The sequence below is a fragment of the Pseudomonas sp. B3(2017) genome, assembly GCF_002113595.1.
Taxonomy (GTDB): Bacteria; Pseudomonadota; Gammaproteobacteria; order Pseudomonadales; family Pseudomonadaceae; genus Aquipseudomonas; species Aquipseudomonas ekonensis.
This window is the reverse complement of sequence record NZ_NEIU01000032.1, coordinates 1-14,011: the sequence shown is the minus strand read 5'-3', so window position 1 is coordinate 14,011 and position 14,011 is coordinate 1. Positions and strand designations below refer to the sequence as shown.

Below are 14,011 nucleotides of genomic sequence, written 5' to 3'. Positions count from 1 at the left end.
ATGTCTCGCGTCGCTAAGAACCCCGTTAAGCTGCCGGCCGGCGTCGAAATCAAATTCGTAGGCCAACAGCTTTCGGTGAAGGGTGCCAAGGGCACTCTCGAACTGAACGTCCATTCGTCCGTTGAGATCGTTGAAGAAGCCGGTGAGCTGCGTTTCGCTGCTCGCAATGGCGATCAACAGACCCGCGCAATGGCCGGTACCACTCGTGCGTTGGTAAACAACATGGTCCAAGGCGTAAGCCAAGGCTTCGAGCGCAAGCTCCAGCTGGTCGGTGTTGGTTACAAGGCGCAAGCAAAAGGTCAGGTTCTGAACCTGGCTCTTGGCTTCTCGCACCCTGTGGATTACGAACTGCCGGCAGGCATCACTGCTGAGACTCCTAGCCAGACCGATATCCTGATCAAGGGCATCGACAAGCAGCTGGTAGGTCAAGTGGCCGCCGAGATCCGCGACTTCCGTCCACCAGAGCCTTACAAAGGTAAAGGTGTGCGCTACGCGGACGAAGTCGTCCGTCGTAAAGAAGCCAAGAAGAAGTAGGGCATAGCAAATGACCGACAAAAAAGTTACTCGACTGCGTCGCGCTCGCAAAGCACGCCTGAAAATGCACGAACTCGAAGTCGTGCGTCTCTGCGTGTTCCGCTCTTCGCAGCACATCTACGCCCAGGTCATTTCGGCCGACGGCAACAAAGTCCTGGCCAGCGCCTCGACTTTGGATAAAGAACTGCGTGATGGTGCCACCGGCAACATCGACGCGGCCACTAAGGTTGGCCAGCTGGTCGCTACGCGTGCTAAGGCCGTGGGCGTCTCGCAGGTGGCTTTCGACCGCTCTGGCTTCAAGTACCACGGCCGCGTTAAGGCGCTGGCTGATGCTGCTCGTGAAGCTGGGCTGGAGTTCTAAGTTATGTCAAATAACGACCAAAAGCGCGACGAAGGCTACATCGAGAAGCTGGTTCAAGTTAACCGCGTAGCCAAAACCGTTAAAGGCGGCCGTATCTTCACTTTCACCGCGCTGACCGTGGTGGGTGATGGCAAGGGTCGCGTTGGCTTCGGCCGTGGCAAGTCGCGTGAAGTGCCTGCTGCGATCCAGAAGGCAATGGAAGCTGCTCGCCGCAACATGATCCAGGTTGATCTGAACGGCACCACCCTGCAGTACGCCACCAAGTCCGCCCACGGCGCGTCGAAGGTGTACATGCAGCCTGCTTCTGAAGGTACCGGTATCATCGCTGGCGGCGCAATGCGTGCCGTTCTCGAAGTTGCTGGCGTTCAGAACGTTCTGGCCAAGTGCTACGGCTCGACCAACCCTGTAAACGTGGTTCACGCCACTTTCAAGGGTCTGAAGGCCATGCAGTCTCCTGAATCCATTGCCGCCAAGCGTGGCAAGCGCGTTGAGGAGATCGTCTGATCATGGCTACCGTAAAAGTAACGCTGATCAAAAGCACCAGCGGCCGCATCCCTAGCCACAAACTGTGCGTGAAGGGTCTGGGTCTGCGTCGCATCGGTCACACTGTAGAAGTCCAGGATACTCCCGAGAATCGCGGGATGATCAACAAGGCCTACTACATGCTGCGTGTCGAGGGTTAATCGATGAAACTCAATGATCTGAGTCCAGCGCCGGGTTCCCGTCGCGAAAAGCATCGTCCGGGCCGTGGTATCGGTAGCGGTTTGGGTAAGACTGGTGGCCGTGGTCACAAAGGTCAGACCTCCCGTTCCGGTGGCACCATCGCTCCAGGCTTTGAAGGCGGTCAACAGCCGCTGCACCGTCGCCTGCCGAAGTTCGGTTTCGTTTCCCTGAATGCCATGGACCGCGCAGAAGTGCGTCTGTCCGAGCTGGCCAAAGTGGAAGGCGACATCGTCACCGTGCAGTCCCTGAAAGATGCCAACGTGATCAACGTCAACGTACAGCGCGTGAAAATCATGCTGTCCGGTGAAGTGACTCGCGCTGTCACTATCGGCAAGGGAATCGGCGCCACCAAAGGTGCGCACGCGGCTATCGAAGCAGCTGGCGGCAAGTTCGAGGAATAAATGGCTAAGCAAGGTGCTCTCTCTGCGCTCGGCAAAGGCGGTATGTCTGAACTCTGGGCTCGTCTGCGTTTTCTGTTCCTGGCGATCATCGTCTACCGAATAGGCGCACACATCCCGGTTCCAGGTATCAACCCGGACCGTCTCGCAGACCTGTTTCGACAGAATGAGGGGACCATTCTTAGCTTGTTCAACATGTTTTCCGGCGGCGCGCTGGAGCGGATGAGCATCTTTGCACTGGGGATCATGCCGTACATTTCGGCATCGATCATCATGCAGCTGATGACCGCCGTCAGCCCGCAGCTGGAGCAGTTGAAGAAGGAAGGTGAAGCTGGCCGTCGCAAGATCAGCCAGTACACCCGCTACGGCACCGTCGTCCTAGCTCTCGTTCAGGCCATTGGCATGTCCATTGGCCTGGCGGGGCAGGGCGTTGCGTTCACTGGTGACTTCGGCTTCCATTTCGTCGCGGTATCCACGTTTGTGGCTGGCGCGATGTTCATGATGTGGCTGGGTGAGCAGATTACTGAGCGTGGTGTAGGCAACGGTATCTCGATGCTGATTTTTTCGGGTATCGTCGCCGGTCTTCCGAGAGCGATCGGGCAGTCTTTCGAGTCTGCGCGTCAGGGTGACATCAACATTTTCGCCCTGGTTGCCATCGGTCTGCTGGCAGTAGCGATTATCGGTTTCGTGGTGTTCATTGAGCGTGGTCAGCGTCGTATCGCCGTTCACTACGCCAAGCGTCAGCAGGGCCGCAAGGTCTTTGCTGCGCAGACCAGCCACTTGCCGCTGAAAGTGAACATGGCCGGTGTCATTCCGGCTATTTTCGCAAGCAGCATTCTGCTGTTTCCGGCTTCGTTGGGTGCCTGGTTCGGTCAGTCTGAAGGTATGGGCTGGTTGCAGGACATCTCGCAGTCGATCGCTCCTGGTCAGCCGTTGAATATTCTGCTGTTTAGTGCAGGGATTATTTTCTTCTGCTTCTTCTATACGGCGTTGATGTTCAATCCGAAAGACGTAGCGGAAAACCTGAAGAAGTCCGGTGCCTTTATTCCGGGCATCCGTCCAGGTGAGCAGTCTGCGCGCTACATTGATGGCGTTCTGACTCGCTTGACCATGTTCGGTGCTCTTTACATGACGGCCGTGTGCCTGCTGCCCCAGTTCCTGGTGGTTGCGGCAAACGTTCCGTTCTACCTTGGCGGGACCTCGTTGCTGATCGTGGTCGTGGTTGTGATGGACTTTATGTCCCAAGTACAATCGCACCTCGTTTCGCACCAGTACGAATCCCTGATGAAGAAAGCCAACCTGAAGGGTTACGGCAGCGGCATGTTGCGCTGAGTACCCATAAGGTTCGAGGAGTTGGTGATGAAAGTTCGTGCATCGGTGAAAAAGCTGTGCCGTAACTGCAAGATTATTCGCCGCGAAGGTGTTGTTCGAGTAATTTGCAGCGCGGAACCGCGTCACAAGCAGCGCCAAGGCTGAGTGTGATCGTGCTTCAAGCCCGGCAGCTAGTGTGCTGCCGGGTTGATTATTTGTTATTACAGCGATATTATCTCGCGCCCTATTTCTTGGCTTCCGGGGCGTAGGTAGCTGTCAATTGGAGTCCCACTGAATGGCCCGTATTGCAGGCGTTAACATTCCAGATAACAAGCATACTGTTATCTCGCTGACCTACATCTATGGTGTCGGTCGCACTACCGCGCAGAAAATCTGTGCGGTGACTGGGGTAAACCCAGCAGCAAAGATCAAGGATCTGAGCGACGAGCAAATTGAACAGCTGCGTGGCGAAGTCGCGAAGTTCACCACTGAAGGTGACCTGCGTCGCGAAATCAACATGAAAATCAAGCGCTTGATGGACCTCGGTTGCTATCGCGGTCTGCGTCATCGTCGTGGTCTGCCAGTACGCGGTCAGCGTACCAAGACCAACGCGCGTACCCGTAAAGGTCCGCGTAAGCCGATCCGCAAGTAATCGCCCCAGCGAATCGACAGGAATTTAATCATGGCAAAACCTGCTGCTCGTCCTCGTAAAAAAGTTAAAAAGACAGTGGTTGATGGCATCGCCCACATCCATGCCTCTTTTAACAACACCATCGTGACCATCACCGACCGTCAAGGTAACGCTCTTTCCTGGGCTACCTCCGGTGGTTCGGGTTTCCGCGGTTCCCGCAAGTCCACCCCGTTCGCGGCTCAAGTAGCTGCTGAGCGTGCTGGTCAAGCTGCGCTGGAATACGGCCTGAAAAACCTCGACGTGAACGTCAAGGGCCCAGGTCCAGGTCGTGAATCCGCAGTCCGCGCTCTGAACGGCTGTGGCTACAAGATCGCCAGCATCACCGACGTGACGCCAATCCCGCACAACGGGTGCCGTCCGCCGAAGAAGCGCCGCGTGTAATCCAGGAGATTGTAAAGAATGGCTCGTTACATTGGTCCAAAATGCAAACTGGCTCGTCGCGAAGGCACCGATCTCTTCCTGAAGAGCGGCGTGCGCGCGATCGAATCGAAGTGCAACATTGAAGCAGCACCTGGTATCCACGGCCAGCGCCGCGGTCGCCAGTCCGACTACGGCACCCAACTGCGTGAGAAGCAGAAGGTTCGTCGTATCTACGGCGTTCTCGAGCGTCAGTTCAGCGGCTACTACAAGCAAGCCGCTGGCAAGAAAGGTGCAACCGGTGAAAACCTGCTGCAACTGCTCGAATGCCGTCTGGACAACGTCGTATACCGTATGGGCTTCGGCTCCACCCGTGCCGAATCCCGTCAGCTGGTATCGCACAAGTCGATCAGCGTTAACGGTCAGACCGTAAACGTTCCGTCCTACCAGGTTCGTGCTGGTGACGTGGTCGCTGTTCGCGAGAAAGCAAAAAACCAACTTCGCATTGTCCAAGCTCTCGATCTGTGTGCTCAACGTGGCCGCGTAGAGTGGGTAGAAGTAGACACTGAGAAGAAGTCGGGCGTTTTCAAGAACGTTCCAGCTCGCAGTGATCTGTCCGCCGACATCAACGAAAGCCTGATTGTCGAGCTCTACTCCAAGTAAGGGCTAGAAAATAGGTGCATCCATGCAGATTTCGGTAAATGAGTTCCTGACACCCCGCCATATTGATGTGCAGGTTGTCAGTCCAACCCGCGCCAAGATCACCCTCGAGCCTCTCGAGCGTGGTTTTGGCCACACCCTGGGCAACGCGCTGCGCCGCATCCTGTTGTCCTCAATGCCCGGCTGCGCAGTAGTCGAGGCCGAGATTGACGGTGTGCTCCACGAGTACAGCGCCATCGAAGGTGTACAGGAAGACGTAATTGAAATCCTGTTGAACCTTAAAGGTCTGGCTATCAAGCTGCATGGCCGTGACGAAGTTACGCTGACCTTGTCGAAGAAGGGTTCGGGGGTGGTTACCGCTGCCGATATTCAGCTGGATCATGATGTCGAGATCGTTAACCCCGATCACGTAATCGCTAACCTGGCGTCCAACGGCGCCCTGAACATGAAGCTCACCGTAGCTCGTGGTCGTGGTTATGAGCCGGCCGACTCGCGTCAAAGCGATGAAGACGAAAGCCGCAGCATCGGTCGCTTGCAGCTCGACTCTTCGTTCAGCCCGGTTCGCCGTATCGCATACGTGGTGGAAAACGCCCGTGTCGAGCAGCGCACCAACCTGGACAAGCTGGTTATTGATCTGGAAACCAACGGTACCCTGGATCCTGAAGAGGCCATCCGTCGTGCTGCAACCATCCTGCAACAGCAGTTGGCTGCGTTCGTCGACCTCAAAGGTGACAGTGAGCCAGTGGTTGTCGAGCAGGAAGACGAGATCGATCCGATCCTGCTTCGCCCGGTTGACGATCTGGAACTGACTGTACGTTCGGCCAACTGCCTTAAGGCGGAAAACATCTACTACATCGGCGACCTGATTCAGCGCACCGAAGTAGAGCTGTTGAAGACTCCGAACCTGGGCAAGAAATCCTTGACCGAAATCAAGGACGTTCTGGCCTCCCGCGGTCTGTCCCTCGGCATGCGCCTCGACAACTGGCCGCCTGCAAGTCTTAAGAAGGACGACAAGGCGACTGCCTGATCGTCGTAATCACCGAACGTTGTGTTTGGTAAGGAATGAACCATGCGTCATCGTAAAAGTGGTCGTCACCTGAGCCGCACCAGCTCCCACCGTAAGGCTATGTTCCAGAACATGGCGGTGTCGCTGTTCGAGCACGAGCTGATCAAAACTACTCTGCCAAAAGCCAAAGAACTGCGCCGCGTTGCCGAGCCGCTGATCACTCTGGCCAAGACAGACAGCGTTGCTAACCGTCGTCTGGCTTTCGACCGTACTCGTTCGAAAGCGATCGTCGGCAAGCTCTTCAACGATCTGGGCAAGCGTTACGCTACCCGTGAGGGTGGCTACCTGCGCATCCTCAAGTGCGGTTTCCGCGCTGGCGACAACGCTCCTATGGCGTACGTCGAGCTGGTTGATCGCGCTGTCGGCGGCGAAGCTGTATCCGCTGAGTAAGACGTCAGTCTGAAACAAGAAAACCGGGCCTGGTGCCCGGTTTTTTTGTGCCCGCAAGAAATGCGTCTTGCGTACAAGCCAATGGCTGCTTTCCGTTGTCACTATGGCGTGGGATTTGTAATTGCAAATATCTATTGCTGCCTGCGAGTTTATGAATTTGTAGCTATCAAAGTGATGGTCAATACTCCCCACCAAGCCGATTAGCCGGCAGTTCCAGACTGACAGAGGAAGAAGATCGCATGAGCCAGAGCAAGACGCTTACGACCGCCAGTGGCGCACCTGTCGCCGACAACCAGAACTCCCGTTCCGCCGGGCCGCGCGGCCCATTGCTGTTGGATGACTTTCATCTGATCGAGAAGCTTGCCCACTTCAACCGCGAAAACATTCCGGAGCGTCGTGTGCACGCCAAAGGCTCGGGGGCTTACGGTACCTTCACGGTCACGCGTGACATCACCCAGTACACCCGGGCCAGTCTGTTCTCGGCGGTCGGCAAGCAAACCCCGACATTCCTGCGCTTCTCCACTGTCGGCGGTGAACGCGGATCGGCGGACACCGAGCGCGATCCCCGCGGCTTCGCGTTGAAGTTCTACACCGAGGAAGGCAACTGGGACATCGTCGGCAACAACACGCCGGTGTTCTTCATTCGCGACCCATTGAAGTTCCCGGACTTCATCCACACCCAAAAGCGCCTGCCGCAGAGCAACCTGAAAAGTGCACAGGCCATGTGGGATTTCTGGTCGCATTCCCCGGAGGCGCTGCACCAGGTCACGATCCTGTTTTCCGACCGCGGCATTCCTGACGGATACCGTCACATGCACGGTTTCGGCAGCCACACCTACAGCTTGATCAATGCCAACGGCGAGCGTCATTGGGTGAAGTGGCACTACAAGACCCTGCAAGGCATCAAGAACCTGGCGCCGGCGGACGCGGCCCGTTTGGCCGGCACCGATCCTGATTACGCCCAGCGTGACCTGTTCGAAGCCATCGAGCGCGGTGATTTCCCGAAATGGCGCGTGTGCATTCAGATCATGACCGAGGCCCAGGCCTCCGCGCATTACGAGAACCCGTTCGATGTCACCAAGACCTGGTCGCAGAAGGAGTTTCCGTTGATCGAGGTCGGCGAGCTCGAGCTTAACCGCAACCCGCTGAACTACTTCGCCGAGGTCGAGCAAGCGGCGTTCGGCCCAAGCAACATGGTGCCCGGCGTCGGCCTGTCGCCGGATCGCATGCTGCAAGGTCGCGTATTCGCCTACGCTGATGCGCACCGCTATCGTGTCGGCACCAATCACCAGCAACTGCCGGTGAATGCGCCGCGCAGCCCGGTGAACACCTATCAGCGCGACGGTTCCATGGCCTTCGGCAGCAATGGCGGGGCTGCGCCCAACTACGAGCCGAACAGCTACGTGGAGTCGCCGAAGCAGGCACCACATTATGCGGAGCCGGCATTGGTCCTCAGTGGGGCTGCGGATCGCTACGATCACCGTGAGGACACCGACTACTACAGCCATGCCGGTGCGCTGTTCCGGCTGATGAGCGACGAGCAGAAGGCGTTGCTGACCCGCAACATCGCCGGTGCAATGGCCGGTGTGTCGAGCGATGTCGTCGACCGCCAGCTGCAGCATTTCTTCAAGGCCGACCCGGCGTATGGAGAAGCGATCGCAAAGCTGCTCAACGTACAGCTGAGCGAAGTCTAAACGAGAAGCAGAACCGCCCTCATTAGGGCGGTTTTTGCGTTATTTAGGCTGGTTTTCTAAGAATATCTTCGCTTTTATTGCGCGAAGCGGGTGACCTTCCAGTCAGGTTGGTTCAAACTACAGACTTTCAGGAAGGGAGATGTAGGGCGATGCAAGGCCACCCAGACGTTATCGATTACCTCAACACGTTGCTGACCGGCGAACTGGCCGCGCGTGACCAATATTTCGTTCACTCGCGGATGTATGAGGACTGGGGATTCACCAAGCTCTACGAACGGATCAACCACGAGATGGAAGAAGAGGCCGGTCACGCAGACGCGCTGATGCGCCGGATCCTGATGCTTGAAGGCACTCCGCGTATGCGCCCGGATGACCTGGATGTCGGCACCACCGTGCCGGAAATGCTCGAAGCGGATCTGCGCCTGGAGTACAAGGTTCGCGCCGCGCTGTGCAAAGGCATCGAACTCTGCGAGCAGCACAAGGACTACGTCAGCCGCGAGATCCTGCGGGTTCAGCTCAACGACACCGAAGAAGACCACACCTACTGGCTCGAAAAGCAGTTGGGCCTGATCAAGCTGATCGGTCTCGAGAACTACCTGCAATCCCACGCTTGAGGGTTGCGATGTAAAAAAGCCCCGGCCACCTCACGGTGACCGGGGCTTTTTCATGCCCGGGGATCAGGCCCGGTCGCGGATCAGCAACGGTTTGAGGTAGTGGCCGGTGTGCGACTGCGGCATCTCGGCGACTTCTTCCGGCGTGCCGGTGGCGATGATCTGTCCGCCCTTCGATCCGCCTTCCGGCCCCAGGTCCACCAGCCAGTCGGCCGTCTTGATCACATCCAGGTTGTGCTCGATCACCACCACGGTGTTGCCGTGGTCGCGCAGGCGATGGAGCACGTCGAGCAGTTGCTGGATGTCGGCGAAGTGCAGGCCTGTGGTCGGCTCGTCGAGGATGTACAGGGTCTTGCCGGTGTCGCGCTTGGACAGCTCGCGGGACAGCTTGACCCGTTGCGCCTCGCCGCCGGACAGGGTCGTCGCCGACTGTCCGAGCTTGATGTACGACAGCCCCACGTCCATCAGCGTCTGCAGCTTGCGCGCCAGGGCCGGCACCGCGTCGAAGAACTCCCGCGCTTCCTCGATGGTCATTTCGAGGGTTTCGTGGATGCTCTTGCCCTTGTATTTGATCTCAAGGGTCTCGCGGTTGTAGCGCTTGCTCTTGCACACGTCGCACGGCACGTAGATGTCCGGCAGGAAGTGCATCTCCACCTTGATCAGGCCGTCGCCCTGGCAGGCCTCGCAGCGCCCGCCCTTGACGTTGAACGAGAAGCGCCCCGGCCCGTAGCCCCGGGAGCGGGACTCGGGGACGCCGGCGAACAGTTCGCGGATCGGCGTGAACAGCCCGGTGTAGGTCGCCGGGTTGGAGCGCGGCGTCCGGCCGATGGGGCTCTGGTCGATGTCGACCACCTTGTCGAGGTGATCCAGGCCCTTGATGCTGTCGTGCGGCGCCGCTTCCAGGGTGGTGGCGCCGTTCAGCGCGGTGGCGCTCAGCGGGAACAGCGTGTTGTTGATCAGCGTCGATTTGCCCGAGCCGGACACGCCGGTCACGCAGGTCAGCAGGCCGATCGGGATTTCCAGGTCGACGTTGCGCAGGTTGTTGCCGCGGGCGCCCTTGAGCGACAGCACCTGCTTCTTGTTGCGCGGTGTGCGCTTGGCCGGCACTTCAATCTTGACCCGGCCCGACAGGTACTTGCCGGTCAGGGACTCCGGATGCGCCATGACTTCGTCCGGCGAACCCTCGGCCACGATCTGCCCGCCATGGACGCCGGCGCCCGGGCCGATGTCCACCACGTAGTCGGCCAGGCGGATCGCGTCTTCGTCGTGTTCGACCACGATCACCGTGTTGCCGATGTCGCGCAGGTGCTTGAGGGTGCCCAGCAGCCGGTCGTTGTCGCGCTGGTGCAGGCCGATGGACGGCTCGTCGAGGATGTACAGGACGCCGACCAGGCCCGCGCCGATCTGGCTGGCCAGGCGGATCCGCTGGGCCTCGCCGCCGGACAGGGTGTCGGCGCTGCGGTCCAGCGACAGGTAGTCGAGGCCGACGTTGACCAGGAACTGCAGGCGCTCGCGGATCTCCTTGAGGATCTTGTCGGCGATCTCGCCGCGGCGGCCGGTCATCTTCAGGTCGCCGAAATAGTCGCAGGCGTCGCCGATCGGCAGGTTGGTCACCGCCGGCAGGGTCTTCTCGCCGACCCACACGTGCCGCGCTTCGCGGCGCAGGCGGGTGCCGCGGCAATCCGGGCAAGCCTGGGTGCTGAGGAACTTGGCGAGCTCCTCGCGCACGCTGGCCGACTCGGTCTCGCGGTAGCGGCGCTCCAGGTTCGGCACGATGCCTTCGAACGGGTGCGAGCGCTTGACGATGTCGCCGCGGTCGTTGAGGTACTTGAAGTCGACGTTCTGCGAGCCGCTGCCGTGCAGGATGTACTTCTGGTGCTCGGCGGACAGCTGGTTGAACGGCTGCTCCAGGCTGAACCCGTAATGGGACGCCAGGGAACCCAGCATCTGGAAGTAATAGACGTTGCGCCGGTCCCAGCCGCGGATGGCGCCTTCGGCCAGGGTCAGTTCGCCGTTGACCAGGCGCTTGATGTCGAAGAACTGCTTCACGCCCAGGCCGTCGCAGGTCGGGCAGGCGCCGGCCGGGTTGTTGAAGGAGAACAGCTTCGGCTCCAGCTCGCTGATGGCGTGGCCGCAGACCGGGCAGGCGAAGCGCGCGGAGAAGATCATCTCCTCGCCCGGTTCGTCGTCCATCGGCGCCACCAGGGCGATGCCGTCCGCGAGCTTCAGTGCGGTCTCGAACGACTCGGCCAGGCGCTGCTGCAGGTCGGCGCGCACCTTGAAGCGGTCGACCACGACCTCGATCGTGTGCTTCTTCTGTTTGTCCAGCTTCGGCAACTCGTCGAGCTCGAAGAGCTTGCCGTTGACCCGGGCCCGGACGAAGCCCTGGGCGCGCAGTTCTTCGAACACCGACAGGTGCTCGCCCTTGCGCTCGCGGATCACCGGGGCCAGCAGCATCAGCTTGCTGCCTTCGGGCTCGGCCAGCACCAGGTCGACCATCTGGCTGACGGTCTGCGCCTCCAGCGGGATGTCGTGGTCCGGGCAGCGCGGCGTGCCGACACGGGCGTAGAGCAGGCGCAGGTAGTCGTAGATTTCGGTGATGGTGCCGACCGTGGAGCGCGGGTTGTGCGAGGTCGACTTCTGTTCGATGGAGATCGCCGGCGACAGGCCTTCGATGGTGTCGACGTCGGGTTTTTCCATCATCGACAGGAACTGCCGGGCGTAGGCCGACAGGGACTCGACATAGCGGCGCTGGCCTTCGGCGTACAGCGTGTCGAAGGCCAGGGACGACTTGCCGGATCCGGACAGGCCGGTGATGACGATCAGCTTGTCCCGCGGCAGGGTCAGGTCGATGTTCTTCAGGTTGTGGGTACGGGCCCCACGAATCAGGATCTTGTCCAAAGTGGCCTCGCTCGGCGGGCGTCGAAAACACAGGAGTATAAGGCTAAATACTGGATGGATGCACACTATCGGGCGAAGGGATTTTTCCCTTGCATGAAGAGAATTTCATCTGCACGCGTCATAGCGTCGCGATATATCCCGTCAATCGGTGGGACTGGTAGAATCGCCGCCGGTTCACACGAGGTTTTTCCATGCACGATCCCCACAGCGAACGCATGAGTGGCAGCGAGACCCGCGCGGCGAGCGGTCTGGCCCTGGTGTTCGCCTTCCGTATGCTCGGCATGTTCATGGTGCTGCCGGTGCTGGCGACCTATGGCATGGACCTGGCGGGAGCGACCCCGGCCCTGATCGGGCTGGCGATCGGCGCTTACGGCCTGACCCAGGCGCTTTTCCAGATCCCGTTCGGGATCATTTCCGACCGCATCGGCCGCCGGCCGGTGATCTACCTGGGGCTGGTGGTCTTCGCCCTCGGCAGCGTGCTGGCCGCCCAGGCCGATTCGATCTGGGGCGTGATCGCCGGGCGGATCCTGCAGGGCGCCGGGGCGATTTCCGCGGCGGTCATGGCGCTGCTCTCCGACCTGACCCGCGAACAGCACCGCACCAAGGCCATGGCCATGATCGGCATGACCATCGGCCTGTCGTTCGCCGTGGCCATGGTGGTCGGGCCGCTGCTGACCCGCGCGTTCGGCCTGTCCGGGCTGTTCCTGGCCACCGGCGCGATGGCGCTGGTCGGCATCGCGATCATCCTGTTCATGGTGCCGCGCTCCACCGGGCCGTTGAGCCACCGCGAGTCCGGCGTGGCCCGCCAGGCGCTGCTGCCGACGCTCAAGCATCCGGACCTGCTGCGCCTGGACCTTGGCATCTTCGTGCTGCACGCGATGCTGATGTCGAGCTTCGTCGCCTTGCCCCTGGCCCTGGTGGAAAAGGCCGGGCTGCCCAAGGAACAGCACTGGTGGGTCTACCTCACCGCGCTACTGATCTCGTTCTTCGCCATGATCCCGTTCATCATCTACGGCGAGAAGCGACGCAAAATGAAACGAGTTTTGCTCGGCGCCGTGCTGACGCTGATGCTCACTGAGCTATTCTTCTGGCAGTTCGGCGACAGCCTGCGGGCGCTGGTGATCGGCACGGTGGTGTTCTTCACCGCGTTCAACCTGCTGGAGGCGTCCTTGCCGTCGCTGATCAGCAAGGTGTCGCCGGCGGGCGGCAAGGGCACGGCCATGGGCGTGTACTCCACCAGCCAGTTCCTGGGTTCCGCCCTGGGCGGGATCCTCGGCGGCTGGCTGTTCCAGCATGGCGGTCTGTCGGTTGTCTTCCTCGGATGTGCCGGCCTCGCTGCACTTTGGCTGGCCTTTGCTGTTACCATGCGCGAACCACCCTACGTGACGAGCCTGCGCTTGCCGTTGTCGCCCGAGGCGATCCGCGAAGCGGGTCTGGTCGAGCGCCTCAAGGCCCTCGTAGGGGTAACAGATGCAGTGATCGTCGCCGACGAAGCGGCGGTCTACATCAAACTGGATAAAGAATTAGTGGATCGCACCACCCTCGAACGCCTGGTGAACAACCCGGCCGAGGCGGCTTGCGAAGCCTAGGAGAACGTTATGGCCCGTGGGGTTAACAAAGTCATCTTGGTCGGCACTTGCGGCCAGGATCCCGAAGTACGCTACCTGCCCAACGGTAACGCCGTGACCAACCTGAGTCTGGCGACCAGCGAGCAGTGGACCGACAAGCAGACCGGCCAGAAGGTCGAGCGCACCGAGTGGCACCGCGTGTCGATGTTCGGCAAGGTCGCCGAGATCGCCGGCGAGTATCTGCGCAAAGGTTCGCAGGTCTACATCGAAGGCAAGCTGCAGACCCGCGAGTGGGAAAAGGACGGCATCAAGCGCTACACCACCGAAATCATCGTCGACATGCAGGGCACCATGCAGCTGCTGGGTGGCCGTCCGCAGCAGGGCGACCAGAACAACTACCAGCAGGGCGGCGGCAACAACTACCAGCAGTCGGCCCCGCGCCAGCAGGCTCCGCGTCCTCAGCAGTCGGCTCCGCAGCAGCGCCCGGCGCCGCAGCAGGCCGCACCGCAGCCGGCTCCGGACTTCGACAGCTTCGATGACGACATTCCGTTCTGATTCGCTGCTGCATCTGCGCTGAATGAAAAAGGCCCGTCGTTGAACACGACGGGCCTTTTTCGTTGGGGGGAGGCGGTGCCTTGGCTGTCGCCATCGCCAGCAGGCTGGCTTGTATGCTGGTACTTGAAGGGAGGAGGAGGGACTAGGCTGGATTCTGACTGTTGACGCAGTACAGACCCGTGGGAGATTTC

At 60.1% G+C, this 14,011-nt stretch carries 17 protein-coding genes; 16 read left to right on the top strand and 1 reads right to left on the bottom strand.

Features of this window, described 5'->3' with window-relative positions:
- The 14 genes from rplF to bfr all read left to right on the top strand — a co-directional run bounded on the left by rplF (position 1) and on the right by bfr (position 8,799).
- A complete protein-coding gene (rplF, locus tag CAG33_RS27360; RefSeq protein WP_085585808.1) occupies positions 1-534 on the top strand; it encodes a 50S ribosomal protein L6 in 534 nt (177 codons plus the stop codon).
- A gap of 10 nt (positions 535-544) precedes the next feature.
- On the top strand, positions 545-895 hold the full coding sequence (gene rplR / locus CAG33_RS27355; protein ID WP_085585810.1) for a 50S ribosomal protein L18: 351 nt from the start codon (positions 545-547) through the stop codon (positions 893-895).
- Positions 896-898: 3 nt separating this feature from the next.
- A complete protein-coding gene (gene rpsE, locus CAG33_RS27350) occupies positions 899-1,399 on the top strand; it encodes a 30S ribosomal protein S5 (protein WP_085585812.1) in 501 nt (166 codons plus the stop codon).
- Positions 1,400-1,401: 2 nt separating this feature from the next.
- A complete protein-coding gene (gene rpmD / locus CAG33_RS27345) occupies positions 1,402-1,578 on the top strand; it encodes a 50S ribosomal protein L30 (protein ID WP_026144795.1) in 177 nt (58 codons plus the stop codon).
- Between the two features lie 3 nt (positions 1,579-1,581).
- Positions 1,582-2,019 (top strand): 50S ribosomal protein L15, encoded by a 438-nt coding sequence (rplO, locus tag CAG33_RS27340; RefSeq protein WP_085641218.1) that lies wholly within the window; start codon positions 1,582-1,584, stop codon positions 2,017-2,019.
- The gene (gene secY, locus CAG33_RS27335) at positions 2,020-3,348 is read left to right on the top strand and encodes a preprotein translocase subunit SecY (protein ID WP_003228718.1); all 1,329 of its coding nucleotides are present in this window, start codon (positions 2,020-2,022) and stop codon (positions 3,346-3,348) included.
- Between the two features lie 27 nt (positions 3,349-3,375).
- Entirely contained in the window at positions 3,376-3,492 is a 117-nt protein-coding gene (rpmJ, locus tag CAG33_RS27330; RefSeq protein WP_002555468.1) for a 50S ribosomal protein L36, read from the top strand.
- Positions 3,493-3,622: 130 nt separating this feature from the next.
- Complete coding sequence (gene rpsM, locus CAG33_RS27325) at positions 3,623-3,979, top strand: 30S ribosomal protein S13 (protein ID WP_003186020.1); 357 nt, start codon at positions 3,623-3,625, stop codon at positions 3,977-3,979.
- A 30-nt stretch (positions 3,980-4,009) separates the two neighbouring features.
- Positions 4,010-4,399, top strand: a complete 390-nt coding sequence (rpsK, locus tag CAG33_RS27320; protein ID WP_002555466.1) for a 30S ribosomal protein S11 — start codon at positions 4,010-4,012, stop codon at positions 4,397-4,399.
- 18 nt (positions 4,400-4,417) lie between these two features.
- Complete coding sequence (gene rpsD, locus CAG33_RS27315; RefSeq protein WP_011063772.1) at positions 4,418-5,038, top strand: 30S ribosomal protein S4; 621 nt, start codon at positions 4,418-4,420, stop codon at positions 5,036-5,038.
- A gap of 22 nt (positions 5,039-5,060) precedes the next feature.
- Positions 5,061-6,062: a DNA-directed RNA polymerase subunit alpha gene (rpoA, locus tag CAG33_RS27310; RefSeq protein WP_003186012.1), complete on the top strand. Its 1,002-nt coding sequence runs from the start codon at positions 5,061-5,063 to the stop codon at positions 6,060-6,062.
- 42 nt (positions 6,063-6,104) lie between these two features.
- On the top strand, positions 6,105-6,491 hold the full coding sequence (gene rplQ, locus CAG33_RS27305) for a 50S ribosomal protein L17 (RefSeq protein WP_007955635.1): 387 nt from the start codon (positions 6,105-6,107) through the stop codon (positions 6,489-6,491).
- A gap of 239 nt (positions 6,492-6,730) precedes the next feature.
- On the top strand, positions 6,731-8,185 hold the full coding sequence (locus tag CAG33_RS27300) for a catalase (RefSeq protein WP_085585814.1): 1,455 nt from the start codon (positions 6,731-6,733) through the stop codon (positions 8,183-8,185).
- Between the two features lie 149 nt (positions 8,186-8,334).
- Positions 8,335-8,799 carry a bacterioferritin gene (gene bfr, locus CAG33_RS27295; protein WP_085585816.1) on the top strand — a complete coding sequence of 155 codons (465 nt, stop codon included), beginning with the start codon at positions 8,335-8,337 and terminating at the stop codon, positions 8,797-8,799.
- A gap of 63 nt (positions 8,800-8,862) precedes the next feature.
- Here the strand turns inward: bfr and uvrA are convergent, their stop codons facing one another.
- Positions 8,863-11,697, bottom strand: coding sequence for an excinuclease ABC subunit UvrA (gene uvrA / locus CAG33_RS27290; RefSeq protein WP_085585818.1), 2,835 nt, complete (start codon positions 11,695-11,697; stop codon positions 8,863-8,865).
- Positions 11,698-11,888: 191 nt separating this feature from the next.
- On the opposite strand from uvrA, the gene CAG33_RS27285 reads away from it, so the two are divergent.
- Both CAG33_RS27285 and CAG33_RS27280 read left to right on the top strand, forming a co-directional pair.
- Positions 11,889-13,286, top strand: a complete 1,398-nt coding sequence (locus tag CAG33_RS27285) for an MFS transporter (protein ID WP_085585820.1) — start codon at positions 11,889-11,891, stop codon at positions 13,284-13,286.
- 9 nt (positions 13,287-13,295) lie between these two features.
- A complete protein-coding gene (locus CAG33_RS27280) occupies positions 13,296-13,820 on the top strand; it encodes a single-stranded DNA-binding protein (RefSeq protein ID WP_085585822.1) in 525 nt (174 codons plus the stop codon).
- Positions 13,821-14,011: the final 191 nt, after the last annotated feature.

Bases quoted from the DNA above. Each gene is read 5' to 3' on its own strand.
- rplF (WP_085585808.1), top strand. From the start codon at position 1: ATGTCTCGCGTCGCTAAGAACCCCGTTAAGCTGCCGGCCGGCGTCGAA.
- rplR (WP_085585810.1), top strand. From the start codon at position 545: ATGACCGACAAAAAAGTTACTCGACTGCGTCGCGCTCGCAAAGCACGC.
- rpsE (WP_085585812.1), top strand. From the start codon at position 899: ATGTCAAATAACGACCAAAAGCGCGACGAAGGCTACATCGAGAAGCTG.
- rpmD (WP_026144795.1), top strand. From the start codon at position 1,402: ATGGCTACCGTAAAAGTAACGCTGATCAAAAGCACCAGCGGCCGCATC.
- rplO (WP_085641218.1), top strand. From the start codon at position 1,582: ATGAAACTCAATGATCTGAGTCCAGCGCCGGGTTCCCGTCGCGAAAAG.
- secY (WP_003228718.1), top strand. From the start codon at position 2,020: ATGGCTAAGCAAGGTGCTCTCTCTGCGCTCGGCAAAGGCGGTATGTCT.
- rpmJ (WP_002555468.1), top strand. From the start codon at position 3,376: ATGAAAGTTCGTGCATCGGTGAAAAAGCTGTGCCGTAACTGCAAGATT.
- rpsM (WP_003186020.1), top strand. From the start codon at position 3,623: ATGGCCCGTATTGCAGGCGTTAACATTCCAGATAACAAGCATACTGTT.
- rpsK (WP_002555466.1), top strand. From the start codon at position 4,010: ATGGCAAAACCTGCTGCTCGTCCTCGTAAAAAAGTTAAAAAGACAGTG.
- rpsD (WP_011063772.1), top strand. From the start codon at position 4,418: ATGGCTCGTTACATTGGTCCAAAATGCAAACTGGCTCGTCGCGAAGGC.
- rpoA (WP_003186012.1), top strand. From the start codon at position 5,061: ATGCAGATTTCGGTAAATGAGTTCCTGACACCCCGCCATATTGATGTG.
- rplQ (WP_007955635.1), top strand. From the start codon at position 6,105: ATGCGTCATCGTAAAAGTGGTCGTCACCTGAGCCGCACCAGCTCCCAC.
- CAG33_RS27300 (WP_085585814.1), top strand. From the start codon at position 6,731: ATGAGCCAGAGCAAGACGCTTACGACCGCCAGTGGCGCACCTGTCGCC.
- bfr (WP_085585816.1), top strand. From the start codon at position 8,335: ATGCAAGGCCACCCAGACGTTATCGATTACCTCAACACGTTGCTGACC.
- CAG33_RS27285 (WP_085585820.1), top strand. From the start codon at position 11,889: ATGCACGATCCCCACAGCGAACGCATGAGTGGCAGCGAGACCCGCGCG.
- CAG33_RS27280 (WP_085585822.1), top strand. From the start codon at position 13,296: ATGGCCCGTGGGGTTAACAAAGTCATCTTGGTCGGCACTTGCGGCCAG.